At 43.3% G+C, this 21,413-nt stretch carries 22 protein-coding genes; 2 read left to right on the top strand and 20 right to left on the bottom strand.

Features of this window, described 5'->3' with window-relative positions:
* Nucleotide 1: 1 nt before the first annotated feature.
* The 20 genes from PGY33_RS04315 to PGY33_RS04220 form a co-directional block, all read right to left on the bottom strand.
* Nucleotides 2-316: a DUF6442 family protein gene (locus PGY33_RS04315; RefSeq protein WP_055267761.1), complete on the bottom strand. Its 315-nt coding sequence runs from the start codon at nt 314-316 to the stop codon at nt 2-4.
* A gap of 144 nt (nt 317-460) precedes the next feature.
* Nucleotides 461-1,372: a conjugal transfer protein gene (locus tag PGY33_RS04310; protein WP_117824721.1), complete on the bottom strand. Its 912-nt coding sequence runs from the start codon at nt 1,370-1,372 to the stop codon at nt 461-463.
* Nucleotides 1,373-1,387: 15 nt separating this feature from the next.
* Nucleotides 1,388-2,395, bottom strand: coding sequence for a C40 family peptidase (locus PGY33_RS04305; protein ID WP_117992195.1), 1,008 nt, complete (start codon nt 2,393-2,395; stop codon nt 1,388-1,390).
* Nucleotides 2,392-4,581, bottom strand: a complete 2,190-nt coding sequence (locus PGY33_RS04300) for a CD3337/EF1877 family mobilome membrane protein (RefSeq protein WP_270477514.1) — start codon at nt 4,579-4,581, stop codon at nt 2,392-2,394. Before PGY33_RS04300 ends, PGY33_RS04305 begins: the two co-directional genes overlap by 4 nt.
* The gene (locus PGY33_RS04295) at nt 4,581-7,031 is read right to left on the bottom strand and encodes an ATP-binding protein (protein ID WP_118364741.1); all 2,451 of its coding nucleotides are present in this window, start codon (nt 7,029-7,031) and stop codon (nt 4,581-4,583) included. Before PGY33_RS04295 ends, PGY33_RS04300 begins: the two co-directional genes overlap by 1 nt.
* Nucleotides 7,009-7,407, bottom strand: a complete 399-nt coding sequence (locus PGY33_RS04290; RefSeq protein WP_003061368.1) for a conjugal transfer protein — start codon at nt 7,405-7,407, stop codon at nt 7,009-7,011. Before PGY33_RS04290 ends, PGY33_RS04295 begins: the two co-directional genes overlap by 23 nt.
* Nucleotides 7,408-7,515: 108 nt before the next feature.
* Entirely contained in the window at nt 7,516-8,019 is a 504-nt protein-coding gene (locus PGY33_RS04285; RefSeq protein ID WP_002323345.1) for an antirestriction protein ArdA, read from the bottom strand.
* A gap of 17 nt (nt 8,020-8,036) precedes the next feature.
* On the bottom strand, nt 8,037-8,540 hold the full coding sequence (locus tag PGY33_RS04280; protein WP_117762160.1) for an antirestriction protein ArdA: 504 nt from the start codon (nt 8,538-8,540) through the stop codon (nt 8,037-8,039).
* Nucleotides 8,459-8,755: a conjugal transfer protein gene (locus PGY33_RS04275; RefSeq protein ID WP_117762159.1), complete on the bottom strand. Its 297-nt coding sequence runs from the start codon at nt 8,753-8,755 to the stop codon at nt 8,459-8,461. Before PGY33_RS04275 ends, PGY33_RS04280 begins: the two co-directional genes overlap by 82 nt.
* A 102-nt stretch (nt 8,756-8,857) precedes the next feature.
* Nucleotides 8,858-9,181, bottom strand: a complete 324-nt coding sequence (locus tag PGY33_RS04270) for a hypothetical protein (RefSeq protein ID WP_055061723.1) — start codon at nt 9,179-9,181, stop codon at nt 8,858-8,860.
* A gap of 1 nt (nt 9,182) precedes the next feature.
* A complete protein-coding gene (locus PGY33_RS04265) occupies nt 9,183-9,386 on the bottom strand; it encodes a helix-turn-helix transcriptional regulator (RefSeq protein ID WP_117762158.1) in 204 nt (67 codons plus the stop codon).
* 170 nt (nt 9,387-9,556) lie between these two features.
* Nucleotides 9,557-9,778 carry a hypothetical protein gene (locus PGY33_RS04260; protein WP_009265886.1) on the bottom strand — a complete coding sequence of 74 codons (222 nt, stop codon included), beginning with the start codon at nt 9,776-9,778 and terminating at the stop codon, nt 9,557-9,559.
* Nucleotides 9,779-9,913, bottom strand: coding sequence for a DUF3789 domain-containing protein (locus tag PGY33_RS04255; protein ID WP_117762157.1), 135 nt, complete (start codon nt 9,911-9,913; stop codon nt 9,779-9,781).
* Between the two features lie 12 nt (nt 9,914-9,925).
* Nucleotides 9,926-11,122 carry a MobT family relaxase gene (gene mobT, locus PGY33_RS04250; protein ID WP_117762156.1) on the bottom strand — a complete coding sequence of 399 codons (1,197 nt, stop codon included), beginning with the start codon at nt 11,120-11,122 and terminating at the stop codon, nt 9,926-9,928.
* Between the two features lie 183 nt (nt 11,123-11,305).
* Nucleotides 11,306-12,700, bottom strand: coding sequence for an FtsK/SpoIIIE domain-containing protein (locus PGY33_RS04245; protein WP_118014552.1), 1,395 nt, complete (start codon nt 12,698-12,700; stop codon nt 11,306-11,308).
* A 68-nt stretch (nt 12,701-12,768) separates the two neighbouring features.
* Entirely contained in the window at nt 12,769-12,972 is a 204-nt protein-coding gene (locus PGY33_RS04240) for a helix-turn-helix transcriptional regulator (RefSeq protein ID WP_008787613.1), read from the bottom strand.
* A 3-nt stretch (nt 12,973-12,975) separates the two neighbouring features.
* The gene (locus tag PGY33_RS04235; protein WP_117824593.1) at nt 12,976-13,617 is read right to left on the bottom strand and encodes a DUF3796 domain-containing protein; all 642 of its coding nucleotides are present in this window, start codon (nt 13,615-13,617) and stop codon (nt 12,976-12,978) included.
* Between the two features lie 102 nt (nt 13,618-13,719).
* Nucleotides 13,720-14,103 (bottom strand): YdcP family protein, encoded by a 384-nt coding sequence (locus PGY33_RS04230; RefSeq protein ID WP_118571152.1) that lies wholly within the window; start codon nt 14,101-14,103, stop codon nt 13,720-13,722.
* A 15-nt stretch (nt 14,104-14,118) separates the two neighbouring features.
* Nucleotides 14,119-14,445, bottom strand: coding sequence for a YdcP family protein (locus tag PGY33_RS04225; protein WP_117824591.1), 327 nt, complete (start codon nt 14,443-14,445; stop codon nt 14,119-14,121).
* Nucleotides 14,446-14,683: 238 nt separating this feature from the next.
* Nucleotides 14,684-17,719, bottom strand: a complete 3,036-nt coding sequence (locus tag PGY33_RS04220) for an SrtB-anchored collagen-binding adhesin (RefSeq protein ID WP_118571153.1) — start codon at nt 17,717-17,719, stop codon at nt 14,684-14,686.
* A 170-nt stretch (nt 17,720-17,889) separates the two neighbouring features.
* Here PGY33_RS04220 and PGY33_RS04215 point away from each other — a divergent pair, with 170 nt between their 5' ends.
* A complete protein-coding gene (locus PGY33_RS04215) occupies nt 17,890-18,321 on the top strand; it encodes an S-layer homology domain-containing protein (protein ID WP_270477508.1) in 432 nt (143 codons plus the stop codon).
* A 598-nt stretch (nt 18,322-18,919) separates the two neighbouring features.
* Nucleotides 18,920-21,367 (top strand): GH39 family glycosyl hydrolase, encoded by a 2,448-nt coding sequence (locus PGY33_RS04210; RefSeq protein WP_270477507.1) that lies wholly within the window; start codon nt 18,920-18,922, stop codon nt 21,365-21,367.
* Nucleotides 21,368-21,413 lie beyond the last annotated feature (46 nt).

The raw sequence follows: 21,413 nt of genomic DNA, 5'->3' as shown, positions 1-21,413 counted from the left end.
TCTATAAACCTATCATTAAAAATTTATAAAAGTAATACCCCATAAATAGAAGAAAGAATAAAGCAATAACAAATTTGGATTTATTTTTTGAAATATGTGCTTCATAACCCATAGAGCCAAATGCCACAGACCCAATAATTGTCATTATATCATAGTAAGGTTCTTTACAAACTGCTTTAATGAAAAGAATTAAAATGCAGATAAATAAAACAAACATTAAGCCAAAAGATTTCCCTTGAAGTTTAATATGTTTTTCGTATTCATCAAGATATAGATTCTCTTTTTTGTTTTGTGATAGTATTTTTTCTTTATCCATTATATAACGCTCCTTTCAAATAATACCAAGTACACTTGTCATTTATATTATAGCATTCGGTCATTACAAGTCAATATTTTTGCACAGTTTTCTTGTCGTTTTGTAAAAGCGTGCAAATCTGATAGGAAATGCACGCTATATCATTTATCCTACAATCTTCCAGTTACTATCCTTATGTAGCACAAGCTCATACTGCGATACCTGCGTCGCTTTTGTCTGATTATCAATGAATTTTACCGCAACCTTGACTTTCACATTGTCGCCATCCTTTATAAAGATAGGGTTTACCAGTTCAGAATAAATGTAGTCCCTGCCGATAGGTTCAATCACATTTCCCAATACATAGTAAGCAAGCTCTTTTTCCGTCGCTGTTGGGTACAGCTTAAAGAATGTTTCCAGAAATGCGGTAGCGTCGTTTACAGTATCAGCGTCTACACTTGCGTCTGCTTCTGGTGTCTTAGGCTCATAGTCTGATTTTTCGATTGCTGGTGCAAGGGTAGGGTTCTGAACGATTACCATATCCCCGTCAGCGTCTATATGGACTTTTACGGTATAGGTTGCTTTCACATTGCTTGTCTTTTCTCCCTCTTTTATCTGCTGATCTACTTCGTAGGTAGCAGAAAAAGTGTCCGTTCCCGATTGTTCGATACTCCATACAATCACATCTGTAACTGTGGAGCTGGTCGGTATATCCGTTCTGATTGTATCAACATTCAAGTCCTGCAATTCCTTTGTCAGATAACCGTTTATTGCCTGCATCCTTGATTCAATCGCTTCTTTGCTGTTATTCCATGTGTAATAGGACTTCGCAAAATTCTTCACGAAATTTTCTATCCCGTTGGTGTCCTGCAAGCGAAGTTCAATGATTTCTTTTTCGTGGGTCGTGTGCTGGTCGATAGCAGTAAAATTCTTATACACCCCAAAACTCACGCTTGCAATAAGTACCACCCACAACGCAATCACGGCTTTCTTATGTGTGCCTACCTTAACAGTACGCACCTTTTTTTCTTTTGGTTCTTTGATAGTTTCTGTCTGTTTCTTATTCTTCTTAAACATATTTTCAAGTCCTTTCTATTGTTTTACTCGTCCTGCACCGATTAAGTGCTGTTGCCAGTAACTACTACTTAGGTCTGCATATCCTATCGGGTTGCCTGCATGGTACATCTGTGTCGGCGAAACGAGAATACCAACGTGTGTTACATAACTTCCAGCATTATAGGTAGAATGAAAAAACACCAAGTCCCCAGCCTTTGCCTGCGAAAGCGGAAGATGTTGAGTAGCGTCATACTGTGCTTGCGCGGTTCTCGGTAAGGAGATACCAGCTTTTCCATAGCACCATTGCGTCAATCCCGAGCAGTCAAAGGAAGTATTCGGGTTACTGCCACCATACACATACTTCCAGCCTTGATATTTCAACGCTTCATTCATTACCTTTTGTGCCAGTTCTCCCGATACCTGCGGTATAGCTAAATACTTATTGACTAATTCCACATAGAACATATTTCCATAGCCATACCGCCAGCCCCCGTTTTTCGCAACGGCTATCGGGTTGGTGTAGGTTACTTTCTTTCCACCCGATTTTTCACGGGCGAAGCTCTCTGCAAGGTTAAAAGTGTATTTCTTTCCTTTTCCTGCCACATATCCCACATAGCCACCGCCATAGTTATAGGACTGTATCGCTACACTCAAGTCGTCGATACCTTGATTTTGGCAGGAAGAAAGCAGGGACGCAAAATATTTACACCCCTGCTTGATTGAACTTTCCGTATCTAAAGAGTTGGGCGGTAAACCAAGACTTTCCGAACTCTGCATAACATCTTCTGCCGTACCGCCACTTTCTACTTGAATGATAGCCAACAGCACATTGACATACTCAGAAATACCGTTTTCTCTGGCGTATTTTTCTACCATAGGCTGATGTTTCAAGACTTCTGCGGATAAGTTCATACCCGTAATGCCAGAAGAAAAATTGCTGTTCTCGTCGTCGCTGTCCGCACTAATCAACACACCAAAGAAAAGCACCAGAGAAAAGAGGATAGGAAACAGACTGCCAATGAGAGCGATATGTTTCAGTTTCATTTTTTCTTCTGTCCTTTCTTCATCACAAGGTTAGGAGTTTTCTCTGTTGTCTGCTGGTTCTTTTGGACGGTTTGCGTCTGCTGAACCTTTGTCCTACGGTCTTTTGTGTAATTCTGGCGTGTTTCCTGCGATAACACTTTTCCTACATTCTGCCTATGTACTGGCTGTGCCGACTGGGTCGCTTTCTTATCAGAAGCACCAGAAAATAACGGACGCTCTTTGATAACATTTGTCTTGACTGGCTCACTTGCTTTTGAAGTGGTCGCTGTGGCAGGACGTTTGACTTCCTGCATTTTTTCCGCACTCGGCTTTGAAGCTGTGGCTGGTCGCTCATGGGGACGGGTAGCTCCCGTTGTCGCTGATCCGTCAGCCTTTCGCTGTGCCTGCCTTGCTTCTTGTGCCTTTTGAATCTCCATACGTTTATCAGCGATATTTTTCTTATGCTGTTCTTGCTTTTCCAAGCGTCCCGTTTGTCTGGACTGCTGTTCCTGCACCATGCCACGCTTGAAGTCGGACACGCTGGACTTTGCCTTTTCCTTTGCGGAATACACCGCATAAGCGGTCTGTGTCGGCATATCCTTGATGTTTTCTTTGACAGCATTTGCCTTGTCTTTCACTTTATTTTTCGTATCTAAGACAGCACCCACCTTTGAGCCTGCACGCTGTCCCATGCTGGAAGTGGTATTGCCCCGATTTTCTTTAGAAGCCGTATTTTTTCTTTCGGCTCTCTTGCCAGCAACGGCACTTCCAGCCACCGCACCAGCAACACCGCCAACAGTAACCGCACCAGCAAGCCGTCTTTCCATACGTCTAGCCCTATGTGCCAAGTATAGATATGGTCTGCGGAAAATTCTTCGCCCCATGCTTTGACTGTCGTTAGAGTTCAAAGAGAACATACTCATTAAATCGCCCAGCTTCATATAAATACCAGCAAAACATACTATCTGCAAGAACGCTACCATAAAGAACGGATAGTCCGTGGAGATGTTATAAAACATACTGGAAATGCTGAACGCCACCGTTACAATGAGCGTTATCCCTGCCCTTGTCATTATGGTATTAAACACCCTTACGATTGCCTGCTTTGCCATGCTTTCATAGCTCGGTATCATGGAAAGTAAAAAGCTGATAGGTAAAAACATTGCAAAGATAATAAAAAGTATCTGGCTAAACAACATCATGCCCGTGAGCAAGAATACAAATATCGTGATACCTAAGTTAAAGAACAAGAGGAAAAACACCATACCTAAACGGTTTACCACCTGCGGTATCGTCAGATTGTTGTTGTCGTTGTCCTCGATTTCTGTTTTCACGACTTCCTCTCTGGTTTTCCCATCCTCGTCCTCTGGACTTGCCGATACAAGAGCTTCGACACGGTCTGTCCCGATTTCCTCTGCGTTGCTGTTGCCAAATTGCAGAAGTAGCCACGGCTGTTCCACTTGAATAGAAAATAGGTTGTCCCGTATCAAGTCCACGCTGTCCTTGCCCTCGCTGTCAGAGTTGGGGAGCATGATTTTTGTTCCAAAGTCCAAAGAAGCGGTACTGATGTCTGATGAAAACTCATTTATCTTTTTGATGTAGTCGGGAGCATAAGCGATAAACGAAGCGGACAGCACGAACACCACCACAAAGTTGATAACAGCGTGAAGTGCCTTGCTGGTTTCCCGTTTTATCAGTCCCGTATAGGCAACATACATTCCCACCACTAAGATAATGAGAAGCAGGAAACCAACATAGAAGCCCGTAGAAGAAAAACCGTTCTGTGTTACGCCTGCAAGGGTCTGTATGCTCTTTCCGATACTGTCTGCCATATCGTTGATGAAGTCCAGCTTATAGGCTTCCTGCACCACATAACCCGTTGCATTGCTTAAATAAAGGCTTATCGTCCAGACAAAGTTGGTAATGCAGTAAAGCCCGTACTGTACCGATTTTCCAATACCGTCCAGCCAGTTCCACGGAAGCCACGACCAGCTATTATCGACGAAAAAATCAAGTTGGTAGTTGGAAAGCGGATATTTAGAATAAAGATTTTCTGCGTTTATGGTATCGTCCACAAGCCCCGTCGCATGAGCCACCGTCCCCAGAAGTGAAAGCAGGATAAGGGAAAGTGCCACGACAAACAGAGCCATTTTGAGAAAGTGGAAAATCTTCTTTTTTGTGAACGCACCTTTTATCCTTTCTTTCATCACTCCACCTCATTTCTCTGCACGGGCGGTCTGGTATCAAAAGCGTGTAGCAGTTCTTCAAAGACTGGGTGTATCTGCACCACGCCGACACGCCCGTATAAGTCCTGCAATAAACATTGTCCGTTTTCCAAATCACGAAGCCGTTTTTGGTTGTTCTCATCGTCCTTGTCAATACCGAAAAATTCTAGGGTCTGCTTTATCTCGTTGATGTCAGTAGAACGGAAAGCGAATTTCAAGCCGATATTATTTTTCAGACTTTCCTTCGATACGTCGCCAGAGGATTGTGTAACGAAATAAACGCCTGCCTGCATAGCTCGTCCAGCACGCACCAGCTTATTTGATAAAGTTTCGCCTTGTGCCACGTTTAAGAACGCCCACGCTTCGTCCAAATCTACAATCTTAAAAATACTTCTGTCGGAATGGATAAAATCAAGGGCAAAGGTACTAATCACAATGAGCATAGACACCGACAACAATTCAATGGTCGTGTATTCCTCAAAGGTCGTGTCCTTATCTGGCAGTACAAGGTCGGCTACTTGAATGATGTTAAGCTGGTTATCTAAACTGATAGCATTTTCTACCGTACCGTCTGAAAACAGCAGGTGTGCAAAGTCGTAGTCCGTGAAGCTGTCGATATGGTCTGCGATATTTCTTGATACTGGCGTATCTTCACGGCGTAGCTCGTCTATCACATGGAGCAAGCCCCGACTGTCGCTCTGGGTAACGGAACGCACCGCTTTACGAAGTACGGGGAATTTCTCGCCGTCCCTAGAGGAAATACCCGTAAGGAATGTTAAGATGTCGATTGCCAGACTTTCAGCGTCTTTTACATTCTTCATAATCACAAACGGGTCAAGAAGTCCTGCATTGCCTTTATCGCTTGTTAGGTTTACGATATTGATTTCATGGGCGATTTCTGGAAGTGTTTCTTTCCAGTTGCCACGCTCACTTTTAGGGTCTAACAGAAGTGCTTGACCGCCAAACAGCACCGCGTAATATACCAGAAGATTGTTACAGAACGATTTCCCACCGCCAAGCGAACCGACAAAAGCAGACGCTAAAGCGTTGGTAACTGTACCTTTTACACCTTGACTGGCAAGGGACGGTTGCAGGTACACATTTCTTCCCGTATCAACAGAATAGCCCATATAGATACCCGTAGTTTCTCCTAACTGCTGTGTCGCACCAAAACCAAGCCCTGCTAGAAAATCTGATTTTACATACTGCACATAATCATTGATATATCGCTTGCTGGCTGGTAAAAATTCAGAATGAAGCCCAAGCATATCCCCAGCAGGACGCACCAGCTTTACATTGAGGTCGTCGTAAAAGTCCTTGACTTCATCACAACGGCGTTTCAGCTCGTCAAGATCGGGTGCAGACACCCGTATGACGTAGCTTAACTTATACATACTTTCTTTGCTCTGGTCTAAGTCCGTTTCCAGCTCGTCCACGCTGTCTAAAGCGTCCACCACATTTGAGCTGGTTTCACTTCCAGCTTGATAGGCGTGATTATCCAAATCTTTCAATTCCTTTTTCTTGTTGCGGACTGTCGTTAATGCTTTCCGATTTTCCACGATTTCTACATTCATAGAAGTATCAACGGGGAATGTGAATTGCTGTTGCTGGAAATAGAAGATTTCACTGGACGGAAAATCCAGCTCGCCCACAATCGCATTGACGGTAAAGTAGGACACATAGCTTTCCTTGTCCTCATGTTCCAATCGTAAATACCTTTGGCTTTCCTCAATCACACATCTTGTCGGACGAATAAGGTCGTAGTATTTTATCTGCGTTTCTCTCCTCAATTTCTTCTTTGGTAACTGATACTCATAATCTTCATAAGCGATACCGTCCCTGCCGTAAAGATGTTCCATGAGATACCCAAAATCATGGATTTCCAAGCGACGCACCTTAAAGCGACGGGAGATTTTATTTTCCAGTAACTTTTCCATTTTCATGTAACGGTTGATTTCATCATTCGGCATGGAAACAAAGTCATTCATCAGCGTGTGGTTTACTTCATGGAGAAATTCCTTGAATGTCAGCCACGCCGATTTTTTGATGTTCTTCAGATTAAGCTGTTCTTCTGTAACCATGAGCTTAAAGCCAAGAAAAAAGCGGTAGTCCACTTGATTGTCCCCAATCATAGATACTAACGCTTCGGTCTGTTCGTCTATCTTCTGATAGGCAACTTCCTTTAATTTTCCAGTTACCAGCTTCTTTGACTGCTCCTGCATACTTCGGATTGAGCTTTCTGTGGCAATCTGCAACGCATGAATTTTACCCTCACGGGACTGTGCGATAAGCTGGCGAAAGCTGTCATGCACGATAAATTTCTGCTCTGCGGATAGAAAAGAATAGTTGTACGGTATCAGCTCATAATAGGCAAACACTTCATTGTCCTTGTTCCAGACAAGGTTGTTGTCAATATATTTTATCGGGAACATAGTTCACACTCCTTACTGCCGTGATTGTTTCATTCAATATCTGCTTATGCAGTTTTACGGCTTTTCCTGCATAAGTGATTTTAGGTCGCAACGCATAAGTTATCTGTGATTTCAAAAAGCTGTACGGCTTCTTTCCGTCAAAAGTTTTCTGCGACATAAACCAAGTGAGAGCAACGGGAATACCGAAATATTTGAGAAATGCTCCCTCAATCATGGAAAGAGGGGGAATATCCCCAAACAGAATGATGATAAATTCTGTAATCACAAACCATGTAATCTGTGTAAAGGTAACGGGAAAGGGTAAGTTAAAGTCATTGATTGCATACAAGACTTTTTCCACGTTCCAGATACCCGTGTAGCTTTTAATCTTTTTCAAGTTCTTTCAGCTCCTTTCAAAATAGAAAAGGACAGCCATTTTCAGACTGTCCCTTAAAAGAGAAATACGCTGTCAGTAGCAACAATGCTTGTCGCTGATCTTCCAGCGTTAGTATGGTATCTCGCACATACCCCGGCTTGTTTCAATAAAGCAACCGCCCATATCCAAATCTCGCCCGTAGGCTTCATAGTCAATATAGTTCTGTAAGCTGGGTGGAATATCTCCTAGTGCCTGCAATTCGTCTATGTAGTAGTAGGCAACGTCTGTCATGGTTTCACAGTCGGGATAATAATAAATATCGTCCTTATGTTCCACGACTTCTTCCAGCGTCCCGTAGTGGCTGATAAATTCGTCCAGACATTCTACGATATAGTCGGGAAGTTCCTCTATCATTTCATACATCTCATTGAGTTCTTCAATGGAAACATACTCGCCAATCGCAATCGGAAAGTTGTCGGTATCATGGATAGCGTATTCCTCATACTGCTCATTCAAGCCGATTTTTTCTTTTACATCTTCCTCGTCAATGGGAAATGTGAACCAAGCACCGACTAAATAGCCCTCATTGTATTTGCCAAGATTAGCAATGTAAACCGCCATATCATCAATCATAAGCACCACCTCTTTTCCTACTCTGGGAGTTCAAAGATACCGTGTTCCGTTACTAAGAATTTCCCGTGTTCCTGCAAGTGAGAAGCGTAGGCTTCAAAGTCAAAGTAATATTCTTGACAGTCCTCGGACAAATGTTTAAATGTCGGGTCGTTCATCAGCTTTTGCCTTGCAACATCTATCATGCTTTTGCAGTCTGGATAAACGGTAATCACGTTCCTGCAAATATAAACTGCTTCTAAATTCTCAAATACCGTAAGTAGTGATACATATTCTTCCTGCATATCACTTGAAAGCTGGCGGTACATAAAATCTAATTCGTTGAGCTGATACACGCTGGTATGTTCGTGAACTTCATCAGCATAAGGCAACACCTTTTCGATAATGCGGTACTCTTGACTTTCCGCACCGACACCTAACTTTTCTTCAAATTCTGAAACATCTATCGGCAGGTCGAACCAGTATGACGTTGTTTCTTCGCCAGTTGTTCCTCTCGTTTCCACCAGCACCCTTGTTTCCTGCATTGTTCCTCACGTCCTTTCTGTTGTTTCATCACATCTTTTAAGGTCTGGTACGACATACCAAACACATATTTAGAAAAATCTTCTAACTGTCTTTCTTCATAGTCGGCAGGGTTCAGTCGTTTCATTTCCTGCCACACCTTACGCTTGTAAGAGGGCAGGTCGGAAATGTATTCACAGCCAACTTTTGCCTGCATATCCTTAAAAATATCGTTCATTTCATCACTCCAATCTGAAATTTTGGCAAGAAAAAAGCAGTCAATCCTAAGACTAACTGCTTTGTGTATAGGTGTATAAAATTATCATATTTTCCTAATGATTTATAACTGTTTATCAAAATACATAATTGCAATCAGTTCAAGCAAATTACGCAAACCAATAAAAAGTTCTCCAAAAAGAATTACTCGGTCAAGTGTAAACATAATTTGAATATCTATAAATAATGGTACTGATGTTGCAATCGCTAATAATATAATCAATGTCCAATTTGCTATATTAGCAGACTGATTTGCTTTTAGCTGTATCGTCAACCAGCGTTCATCACCCTTATATTCAACTTGCTTTTTTGCTTTCAATATATAAAGCCACAACGTTGCTCCTAATGCTAAAACAAGAAAAATCAAGATAATAATTTGCTCATTCATACTATTTGTCCTCCCTATGCTCGAAAACTTCACCAATAGAAACACCAAATACTTCTGCAATTTTAAATGCCAATTCTAATGACGGAGTATATTTATATTTTTCTATTGATATAACTGCTTGTCGTGAAATTCCAACTTTTTCAGCTAAATCTGCTTGTGTCCAGTCCCTTTCAGCACGTAAAACTTTAATTCTGTTCCATATCAAAGTTATCGCTCCTCTCCAAAATATAATGTACTGATTACTTTTAATGTAATGTATTCATTACATTTTGTCAACACAAGAATACATATAGAATTATGATTTAAAGCAAATTTTCAATTTTTATTTTTTAAATTTCTGTTCTAACATTCATAATTGATAATACAATATAAATCCTATGCACCGATAATCTTATTGAATAGCTCTAACAGTACATCTTTCACACCGCCAGCGTTGAATACCAAGCCGACAGCAATCAAGGCAACTACCAAGAAGCCGATAAGTTTGGAAAACTCACGCTTGAAACCTAAGTAGATACCGATAACCACAATCGCCATAAGCACTAAGCTCTGTGCATTGCTTAAAAACCAAGTGTATAAATTTTGTCCGAAATTCATTTAATTGTCCTCACTTTCTTTTAATTGTTTCATTTCACAGTCAGCTTCTTTGCCGACATTCAAAATACACATCAAGACTACGCCGATACCCATTCCTATAGATACCAGCAGGAAGTCTTTTAATAATACCCACATTTTTTATCACTCCTAACTTTCTACTAAATCTTTTGCAGTGGTCGTCTGCTGTTTGATTATCATTTCATGCTTTTCTGTGAGCTTTGCCTGCTGTTCGATTGTTTCCATGTAGTCTGTACCGTTTCCTTTATCAATCTTTTTCAGCATTTTCAAGGTCGGTGCTACCTGCCGTTGTACCCAACGCAATGTGCGGTCTAAAGTATAAGGCTCTGGCTTTGTCGTCAGCTTCAAGCTCTGTCTGTTATCGCCAATAAACCAAGCCCAACGGTCATTGAGTTTCCAGTCATTTTTGCGTTTGTCTGGTTCTTCATCAACAAACCGAACATACTGGTTGATGATAGAAAAAGCGGTCTGTTCTGCGTCATAATAGGTCAGCAAATCTCGTACTGCATAATAGGCACGTTCATTTCTAAGCCGTATCTCAAAACGGTTGATAATATCGGCTTCTTCAAGCGGTGTCCCTAACTTGACGTACTGCTCATAGTCCTTTTCATAGATACAGAAATACACATCTGATTTCAGCGAACCAAGATAAAGGGTACGCCCCATATATTCTCTGTCGTCCTCTCTGTGCTTGATAAGCTCGCCCGACTGGTAAAACTTATAGCTTCTGGACTTTCCAATATATTCCCGTTTCCTGCATTTTTCCGCAAGCTCTGGAATATCCAAAATACCCGTATGGTCGTTGATAGCAAGGTCGATACGCTTCATCACGCCACCGTCTACGAGTGCGTCCATGAAGAAGTCATACCAGCTTCTTTGCTGTGCCAGCAGGTAACTTTCAAACTGCCTGCAACCACGCCCCTTTAACTCTAAAAGGACACCTTTTTCTTCGTCAGCCGACGTATAGATAAAGATGTCCCCTAAAGAATAATGTTCCGTATAACTGTAATGTCCGTAATCTTCATGGAGCATATAATTGATATTCAGTTTTAATATATCTTTGATGATGTGCTGTATATCCAGCGTAGGAAAACGAATTTTCACATAATCAAACAGCATGGTAAGCGGTGTTTCTGGATTGAACCTTGCCAATTCCTTATGCAAAGTTTCCAGAAGTTCCTTTGACGGCTTCATTTTTCCGCTTTCTATCTTGTTGAGATATTCCCTTGTGATACCAGAAGCCACCGCCAGCCTGCCTTGTGAGATACCGTAAGCAATCCGTTTCTCCCGTAATTCTTTTATCCATTGTTCTTCATTCAGAACCATACCCCCAATCTGTAAAGTGTGAAGTTTTTTAAGGCGACTTCACAACTGAATTTTGCAAGGAAATCATGCCAGAAGCCTTATGTTTCCTATGTTTTTTGTCTATTGTCTATTTGCAAACGTACCCCTCTGTTAGATACCGAGGGGTTTTACCTGCTGGCGTGGCTTACGCCACACCAGCAACGGCTAGTCCGTGCCGTCGCCTTTCGCTTCGCACGTCGCCGTCCCGTCCTGCCTTGCTTGTGCAAGAGAACCTATGGTCTGCAAAAAATCATGTCCTTTCGGGACTAAGGGCGTGTAAAATTCACTGATAACGCTTGTTCCCACATCACAATAGCCACGCCCCTTGATACGCTTCTGGAAAAATTGCTTTTTTACATCAGAACCAAACAACATACCGTAACCAAGCTCGCTGATACGCCCCAATCCCACACGGAAGTTGAAGTTATCTCTGATACCGTCCGAGAAATACTTTGCGTCTGGACGCTGGCAGGCGACGATAAGGAAATATCCTGCTTGCCGTCCTAACATAACGATTTTTTTTAGCTGGCTAAGTAGGCTTACGCTTTCTTTCGTCCCCAGCATTTCAAAAAATGCCACATATTCATCAAAGATAAGAAAGCAGGGTGGCAGTCCCAAATAGGCGTAGTTTTCGCCCGTCTTATAGTTCGGGTGTCGCTTCATTTCCTCACTTCGCTGTACCATGCCCTCATAAAAGGCATTGACGCAATCTATCATTTCTTCTTTGGTGTGATACACATTTCCCATAACTGTCCCTAAGTCTGCAAGGTCAGCGTTCTTCGGGTCTAAGATATAAAGGACAGCGTTGGTATGCAGTAAGGCTTCAATGAGCGTCAGCAGAAAATAGGTTTTACCGCCGCCAGTCCCACCAGCAATCAGAGCATGAGGGAGTGCGTCATATTCCCAGACAAGATTTTTCATCAGTCTAAGACAGCCGTTTTCTGCCCGTACTTCATCAATGGTAATGCGGTTCGCTATCATATCATAAAGCAGGGTATATTCGATATAGCCGTCATGCAGGGTCTTGTCGGTCAGTTCACAATACAAGCCACTTTCCAATTTATCCTCTAACCGTAAAAGCTGGTCTTGATATTTTCCTAATGTGATTTCACATCGGATATGAAGCAGTCCCTTTTCCATTTGATAATAAATCTTTGGAAACCAGACGATTTTTTCCCTTGATCTGCTTTGCAGGTCAGTAAAAAAAACGCTGTCTTGTATGGTATCGGCTTCATACCACTTATTTTCCAGTATCATTCTTGCCAGCTTTTGACGGTGCAGGAGCTTCTTGAAACTGTCGTAACAGAAGCGGTAATACAAAAAAGTGACCAATGCACAAACACCAGTCGCTATCAGTATGGTTATGAAGTTGTAAGGGGAGAGCGTCAAGCCGTTTTCTAACAAGCTGAAATGCTCCCAATCGGTACGCATGATCTGTTTTATATTCAGTAGCAGAAGAACCGCCGCGAATATAAACAGAAGCGTTCCTATGGAAAAATGGTAGACAAGGTGCTTGTCGCTGGCTCTGATACGGTGTCCTTTGTTCCAAATCTTACGCATAAATCAATCACTCCTTTCTGGGTAAGAAAAAAGCAGTCAATCCTAAGACTAACTGCTTTAAACTGTCTTTATTCAAAAATAAATATATCTTCTATCGGAGCTTTTACAGCTCTTGAAATATCTATTGCCAATTTAAGTGACGGATTATATTGTGCTTTTTCTAATCTCATAATAGTTTCACGACGAACACCTACAATGTCAGCGAGTTGTTCTTGTGTTAATTCTTGTGCTACACGATATTTTTTTAAATTACATACAAACTTTGCTTCCATAATTTATTCCCTTTTTTCATAACGATATAATAAATAGTTGCTAAGAAAAAGAACAAGAGCATAGATAAGTGAAACAGAAATCAGCATAAATATTGCACACCACTCAACATTACGGGAAAACATACCTATTGCCATAAGCCAGATAACTACAAATAATAGTTTAAAACCTATCTTGTAGGCTTCTAATTGTGCCTTACGTTTATTTTCTTGAAAAAGCTCATCTTCTAAGATATGGGAAAGTTTACCTTCAAAGAAAAAACTGAAAAAACCAAAAAATATGAAAAAAGCAAAAGGAAATATTTCTCCAAATTTATAGTATGTCCAAAATCCGCCAAACCCCAGAAAACCAAACATTCCACAAAATCCCCAGTAAGGAGAAATTGTTCTTGAATATCGTTTTCCCCTGCTGTTTTTTGAAAAGACATTTTTAAAGCAGATAATTACTATATAGATAGCATATAGTGCTATTAAAGCTCCAATTACTAACATAGGAATATCCTTGTAAGAAAATACATATTCCGACATATCCATATTTTTGACCCAGCGTCCATCATTGTATAATAGGGAGTAGATTGTACCAACAATAAGCAATAAAGCACACCCTACCCCCATAAAAATAATTTTTTTAATTTGTTTCTTTGACATATTTATCTCTCCTTTCAAATGAGATGTTTTTGTATCTTTATGAGATAAATATATCACTCTGCATTGTTCGTGTCAATCAAAATTAAGACAAATACATCACTTTTATTTCTTCGGCTGTCCCTGCGGTGTAGGGTTCTGTGGGCTACCTGCGTTCTGGTTGCCTTTATTCTTCAACACAATATCCTCTGCCTTTACATACCAGTCCACATCTGCACCCGTATAGGTTTTTCTTGATACCGTATCGGCTACTGGATTGACAAGCTCCACAACTGCATTGTAAGGAAATTCCCTTAACGGTACTTCTGGCGGTACGGACACGGGGATAATTCCACCATGCAGACTGCACTTCAAATCATAGATACGCTTTTTAAGCTGGGTACTCGGTGTCCCGTCCTCATTTTGCAAGAACACATCACGCACCGCTGTAAATTTTAATTTTCCAAATGTTTTCTCTTTGTCAATGACAAATCCATTTGATAATCTCATAAATTCTTCACTCCTTTACTTTTCTTCAACTGCTACAATATCATCAGCTACTAATACATAATCGGTATGTCCCACATCCCCGATTGCGTACCCTCTGCCGTATAACTTCGGATTGACAAGTTTTACTTTCTGTTCATACTTGAAATGCTTTTCGCCAGCCTGCACGGGAATTTCTACCACAACATTTTCCCCTCTCTGCACATCTGAATAAAGGTTGTAGCTTCTTCTTGCGAAAAATCTGCGGTTATCTTTATCTCTGTCAAAAACATGGTCGCTTTCGCCTGCAAATTCAAGAGTTCCAAAAGACTGTGCCATATCTGGCACGACATATTTCATTTCCATATTGTTTTACCTCGTTTCTTTCTATATTTGATAAGTTTTTTGATTGTGATTTCTTATTCTGGCGGTTGGGGAAGTACCAGCAATCCCCCAGATAGTAAAGGGTAAAGTCAATGCTTACGCACCCTTGACTATCCGTGTTCTTGCAGGTTGTAGGCAGACAAGCCAGAATAAGCAGAAGTCTGCCGTTTGACAGCTTCGGCGGAGAGCGTGATTTTTCTTTCATCATACCGTTACCGCCTTATGATTTCTTCATTTTACGGCGTTTGTAAAGATATGTTCCAGCTAATCCACCAGCAGACACAAGCAACATCACGACAAATGCCATTACATTTGTACTGTCGCCCGTTTTGGGACTGTCGCTAGGTCTGTTAGGCTTTTCTGGTGTCGGTGGTGTTTCGGGTTTTTCTGGCTTTTCCTTAAAGGTAATCGTCTGTCCCTTATCCTCAATATCCTTATGCTCGGTAACTTTCTTTGGTTCGTCTGGATTGCTAAAATCGTACAATTCTTCAAAAGTTACAAGCTGTTTGCCGTCAAGAGAAGTAGCGTCAAACGTAAAAGCAACTTCCACTTTCATAGTTTCGCTGTCAGCAGTAAAGGTGTAATCACTTTCCACACGCTTTCCATTGATAAGAAGTTCTGCATTTTCTTCTTTCAACATCTGCCAGCCCACAAGTTTGTACTGTGTACCGACTTCTAAGCTCTCTAAGGTTACGGTATCAATGATTGTTACCTTTTTTCCTGCTTCAATCTCTTTGTTGCCGTCCTTATCGGTAGCGGTAGTATGTATCTTGATGATACGCTCTGTGATAAGTACCGTCTGCCCGTCGTCCTCAATGTCTTTGTGTTCTGCAACTTTTACGGGTTCGTCTGGATTGCTGAAGTCATACAATTCTTCAAAGGTAACAAGGTTCTTGCCACCTAAAGCAGACGCATTTAATGTATAGGAAATTTCCACTTTCATTTCTTCATCATCAGCGACAAAGGTATAATCGTTTTCTACACGTTTCCCGTCAATGATAAGCTCGGCGTTTTCTTCCTTTAACATCTGCCAGCCTTTTAACTGATACTTTGTGCCTTTTGTAAGTCCGTCTAATTTGACAGTATCAACGATTGTTACCTCTTTTCCTGCAAGGATAGTCTTTTCGCCGTCCTTGCTGGTCGCTGTGGTATGGATAGAGATTTCTTTTTCGTATTCATCAGTCAAAGTCCCTAAATCAACCACAAGGTTATTTCTTGATACCACGATTTCAAAAGGTGGGATAAGCTCAAAACCCTTGTTGCTTTCAGAGCGTAATTCTTCAATGATGTAAGTATCATAAGGTAACGCCCCCTTGCTGTCGTCTGGTTCAGAAGTTCCAAACCACACACCGTCCTCACTGGTCTTTCCTGCGTTTGTATTGTGCTTATGAGAAGCCCATTCAGCAGAAGTGGAGAATTGCCCGTTATCATCAGTTACCACTACATGATTTTCACCCGTCGTCTTGCTTGTGATCCTAAAGGGAACATTAGCAAGACGCTTGTGTGTACCTGCACCGATTTTTACACCCTCAATATCTCCACGCTTAATCTGATTATAGATAGAATGAGCTTCGTCGGTTAAGTCCACGATTTTTCCATGTTCTGTGATTGTAAAATCAATCGGCTTTGCACCGTCAGTTAAGTAACCGTCGGGAGCTTCACTTTCAACGATACGAAATTTTCCATAAGGTAAAAGGTCAGAAGAAGTAGAAGCGACACCCTCAATATCTGTACGAATTGTCTTTACCACTTCATTTTTCTTGTATAGCTTGCCCTCAACCAAAACAGAATTATCATTTAAGGAAATGATGTCAAAGGCAGTATCTTTCAAAGTGGCACTTCCTTGTGGCTTTGTATCGCCCGTTTCTAAATCTCGTTTCTGAATTTTGATACCGCCACGGATAACCTTGTCTGATACGAAAAACTGGTTACTTCCAGATAATACGGCAAGGTCGCCGTCCTCGGTAATCTGTGTTACATATAAGCCCTTAATCTGTTCGGACTTATCACCAGCCTGCATATATGCACCCTCTAACAAGTAGCCGTTTGGAGCTTTCGTTTCCTCAACGGTTAGCGTTCCAAGTGGAAGAACCGCCTTGCCGTCCTGCATATAGAAGCTATCGCCAGATACCTTGTATGCGTCCGCTAATTTTGTGATGTAGTGAGTTGTCCCGTCGCTGTCTGTTTCAGCGATTGTCTTTGTAACCCATGTACGAGTAGCTTCGGCAGGGAGATTGTCTTTATTATAGAAGCCTGCATAATACTTCCATGTAAATTCCGCACCTGCTAAAGAAGCGCTCCCTTGCGGATTGTCTTTCTGTGTTTCCATATCAATCTTGAAAAGCTCAATCAAAGTGTCCGTTACTTTTGGCGTATCAGATACTTTCAATGTTGCTGTCTTTCCAGCTTCAACCTTTAAGGAATATACAGTTTTATCCACTTTATATCCTGCTGGTGCGGATAATTCCTTGATATAGACTGTGCCTGCTTTTACCTCTACAATATCTGTATTTCCGTTTTCATCAGTCGTAAGGGGAGCAAGCTGTTTCGTGCAGTCCTTATCAGAAAAGACACCATAGGTTGCACCTGCAATAGAGTAATTCCCGTTACCGTCTGTAATGCTAGTATTACTGGAAGTCTTTTGTAATTTCGCATTTCCGACATTCAGCTTCGCCCAGAATTGTCCCAATTCCTGCCCCTCGCCAGAGTAGATATAACCGCCACATTCATAGCGTCCTTTATTTTCTTTGACAAAGGCTTTCGCACCAGCGAAAACTTCGTCCTGCGTTGCCTTTGGAATTTCATCATAAGAAGCTCGCACGTTATCACATTGCCAGCCAAGATGTACGCTCAATCTCTGCCAGACGACACATTGTTCCAACAGATAGACTTGCTTGTAGTTCAGTTCCTTGTGAGCTTCGCCATACTGTTTGACATACTCTAAGGATAACGCCACATCTGAAATCTGGTCGGCACTCATGCGTGAGCTTGCGTCAGCTCTGGTCTTGTAGCCGTTCTTAAAATCTGTATTGATGTCAATACAATAAGCAGTTTCGCCCTCGACTTTCATATAGCCCTCATTGAATGTCGAACCGATAGAACTGTCATTCATTACTTTTTCAATGATACCGACACGCTCTGCACTTTCCGTCCAGTATTGCTTGCTTTCTGCATGAACGGGTGTAGTCGGTAAAGCAGTAACGACAGTTGCAAGAGCTAAGAAGCCCGTACACAATCGTTTTAACATCTTTTTCATAAATCTAATGCTCCTTTCATTTTGGGTATAAAAATAGACGCTCATTTCTGAACGTCTACATTATTAAAAGGCTTGTCCTCTCACACATATTCTATTTTAATAGGTACAACAGTTGCCTTTCTCCTTGTATTTTCGTTGTTTTCATCACTTGCGTTATCTACAACCCCCATATGCTGGTGCAGATTCTGTTCAATCTGGAGGGCAAGCCGCAGAGCGCTTCGGCAAGCTTCTCCGACGTTAAGGCGGACGCATGGTACGCCAAGGCGGTCGGCTGGGCAGCGGCAAACAAGGTCGTAACCGGCTACGCAGACGGCACGTTCCGACCGAATGCAGCCGTCACCCGTGAACAAGCGGCAGCAATCCTGTACCGCTACGCACAGAGCAAGGGCATTGACGTAAGCGTAGGCGAGGACACCAACATTCTCAGCTACGCGGATGCCCTGCAGGCAAGCGAGTACGCAATTCCCGCATTGCAGTGGGCTGTCGGCGCAGGCGTGCTGAATGGCAAGAGCGGCAACCTTCTTGCCCCGACCGGCACCGCAACTCGTGCCGAGATCGCCGCAATCATGCAGCGCTGGTGCGAGAAAATCGTTCAAAAGTAAAACCCAATACGCCGGATGGCATGAAAAAGGAGCAGTTATATACTGCTCCTTTCAGCTTGTCGAAAAAGTCAGATTTCTATTTTGTGCTTCGTGCGACAGCACGCATAAAATAGAATTTGCGCAGCAAATTCATAAAAACCGGAGGCGTGGCCCAGACCACCCTCTCTTGCCGCTATGCGGCAATTCACCTTGTGTACCTCGGTTTTTATACAAGGGCAGAAAAAATGTGTCCGGAGGACGCGGTTTTTCTTCAGCATTCGATCGAAAGCGTGGTTTCGATCGAGAGGCTACTCGAAAAACGATAGTTTTTCGACAGCCTCAAAGGAGCAGTTATATACTGCTCCTTTTCGCATATAAAATCACCCCATCTGTTAGATAGTATATCATACGGTACATATCCCTTTTGTCAGCAACCCTTGTCCGGTAATTGCCATAGTATTTGTTTCTCAAAACCTGCTTTATAGACAGCTACCTCATGGGCAGCTTTTTTATAATAGACTTGTGCCGTCTCTATGCTCCGCGCGAGGCCGCACTTGTACTTTTCCGAAGCCGTATGCTACAATAAAACCACTACATTCGACAGAAAGCAGGAACAGCCATGCGCACCAAACGGGAACAGATTATCTTTCAGGCATTTCATGACCAGATCTGCCGATCAGAGTTCAGCAGCGGTTTGACGCTGTTTTTTGGGCTGCACGGAAACAGCTCAATCCGATACCAGTCCGCCGAGTACTCCATGCCCGCAGGCGCGCTGCTGGTTGTCAACCCGTTTGAATTATATCAGGTGAACTGCTCGGAAAATGCCGAGATGACCGCCATGCAGATCCCCGAAAATCTGCTGCAGCTTGCCAGCTGGAGCAGACAGAATGTCTGCTTCTGCTACGCCTCCAGCCAGAATGAAAAGCAGGAGTACCAGACCATCCGCGTATTATTTGCAACGATTTTTCAGGATTTCTTTCAGAACCCGGAGCAGAACGCCTCCGGTATTGTCCCCAATGTACTCAAGCTCGTTGATCTGCTGACAGCGCATTTTCTCATTTCCGATGTGCCAAAAAGCAATACCAAGCGAGAGGAAACCATGCGCCGCATGAAGCGCATCATGGATCATATTCATTCCAACTGGAATGAGGATATTTCCCTGCGCGAGCTTGCTGCACGCGAGTTTCTGTCCGAAGGCTATCTGTCCCGATTCCTCAAGCAGAATCTGGATATGACCTACTCCCAGTATGTCATGGGGCTGCGTCTGGAACACGCCGAAAAGCAACTGCGCAGCACGGATCACTCCATTACTCAGATCGCCTACGACTGCGGATTTCACAACGCCAGTGCTTTCATCGAACATTTTCGTCAGAAACACGGCCAGACACCGCGGCAATACCGCCAGCATGCCACCCATAAAGCCGCCGCTGACCCATCCGGCGAGGAAACTTTACTGCAGGACGGCGTTGCCTATCTGCTGCAGTTTGCCGTTCCGCCCGATCCGCAGCGCGAGCTGCCGCACGAAACGCGGTACATCACGGTTGATGAGAATGTACAGCCGCGCAGGCTTCGTCATACGTGGAAAACCCTGCTCAACGCCGGATACGCCAAGCATCTGCTGACCGCCGCTGTTCAACAGCAGATTATCAAAATCCAGCAGGAGATCGGCTTCCGCTATCTGCGGTTCCACGGCATGCTCGATCAGGAGCTTCACATCTATCAGGGTATGGAAAACGGCCAAGTGAAGTGCTGCTTCACCTACTTCGATATGGTCATCGACTTCCTGCTCGAGCAGGGGCTGCGCCCGTTCCTGGAATTCAGCTTTATTCCCCGGGAACTGGCGAAAGCACCGACCAGCATCTTCGAGACCGGCTCGATCACCGCTGCATGTGCGGACTGCACAGCATTCGGCGCACTGGTTGAAGCTATTCTGCGGCATGCAATCTGCCGATACGGCTGGGACGAGGTATCCCAGTGGAAGTTCTCTACCTTTCAGATTAACTATGTGTTCTTCGACTGCATGACCATGGATGAATATCTCGAACTGTATGACTGCGTGTACCATGCGGTCAAAGCTGTCGATACACGGCTGCAATTCGGCGGCCCGGGCGCCATGTCCAGTGTGGTATGGGACCCGCGCGGTATGCGTGTCTTTCTGCAGTATGCCACAGCCCACGACTGTCTGCCGGATTTCCTGACCGTGCAAAGCTATCCGCATGAATCTTCGTCCGCCGATGCAAATTTTATGAGCTATACGCTCAGTCAGCAGTCTATCCCATCCGTATTATCCAAGGATACAAATTTCGTTAAAACCTTCCTCTATGACCTTAACGGTATATGCCGCGAATTTGAATTGCCCGACATGGACATTTTCATCGAGGAATGGAACTCCACTCTATGGCAGCGCGATCTTTCGAGCGACACCTGCTACAAATCCGTCTGGCTGACCAAAAACATCTGCGAAAATATGGATGCCGTATCCGCCTTCGGCTACTGGACAATCTCCGATCTGATGGACGAGCGTGCGAACTTCGATTCCATGTACCACGGCGGCTACGGTCTGTTCACCTATAGCGGCGTGCCGAAGAGTGGCTATGAGGCACTGCGCCTGCTCGGACAGCTCGGCAACTGCTGCATTGCCTCCGGTGACGGCTGGTATTTCACCCAAAGCGAACGGGAATGGCAGCTGATTCTATATAATTACACCCATTACGACAACATTTACCGCTATCGCTACCGCCGTCTGGAGCATCCGGAAGACGCCTATTCGGTATTCGAGAGCGGCAAGGTCGTGCGGTTTCAGGTCACATTTCCCGCTCTCAGACGCGGTCTGTACCAGATTGAGCAGCAGGAAATCACCCGCACCTCGGGTTCCTCGTTCGACCTGTGGCTTGCCGCCGGCGCACCGCCGTCCCCTGACCGAGCCTTCCTGCAATATCTGGCCGAGCACGCTTCCGCACACCGCACACTGACCACTGAACAGGTGGATACCGCTCTGCGGCTCGAGACAACACTGCAGCCGCTTGAGGTACGGCTCTTCCGCATCAGAAAGATGAATTTTACATAAACCTTTTCTAAAATATCTGTTTTTTGACCTTTTTCTATCTGTCATT

Source organism: Butyricicoccus sp. AF18-9LB, assembly GCF_027684505.1.
Classification (GTDB): Bacteria; Bacillota; Clostridia; order Oscillospirales; family Butyricicoccaceae; genus Agathobaculum; species Agathobaculum butyriciproducens.
Note: the sequence above shows the minus strand (reverse complement) of the source record. Positions and strands in the feature narration are given on the sequence as shown.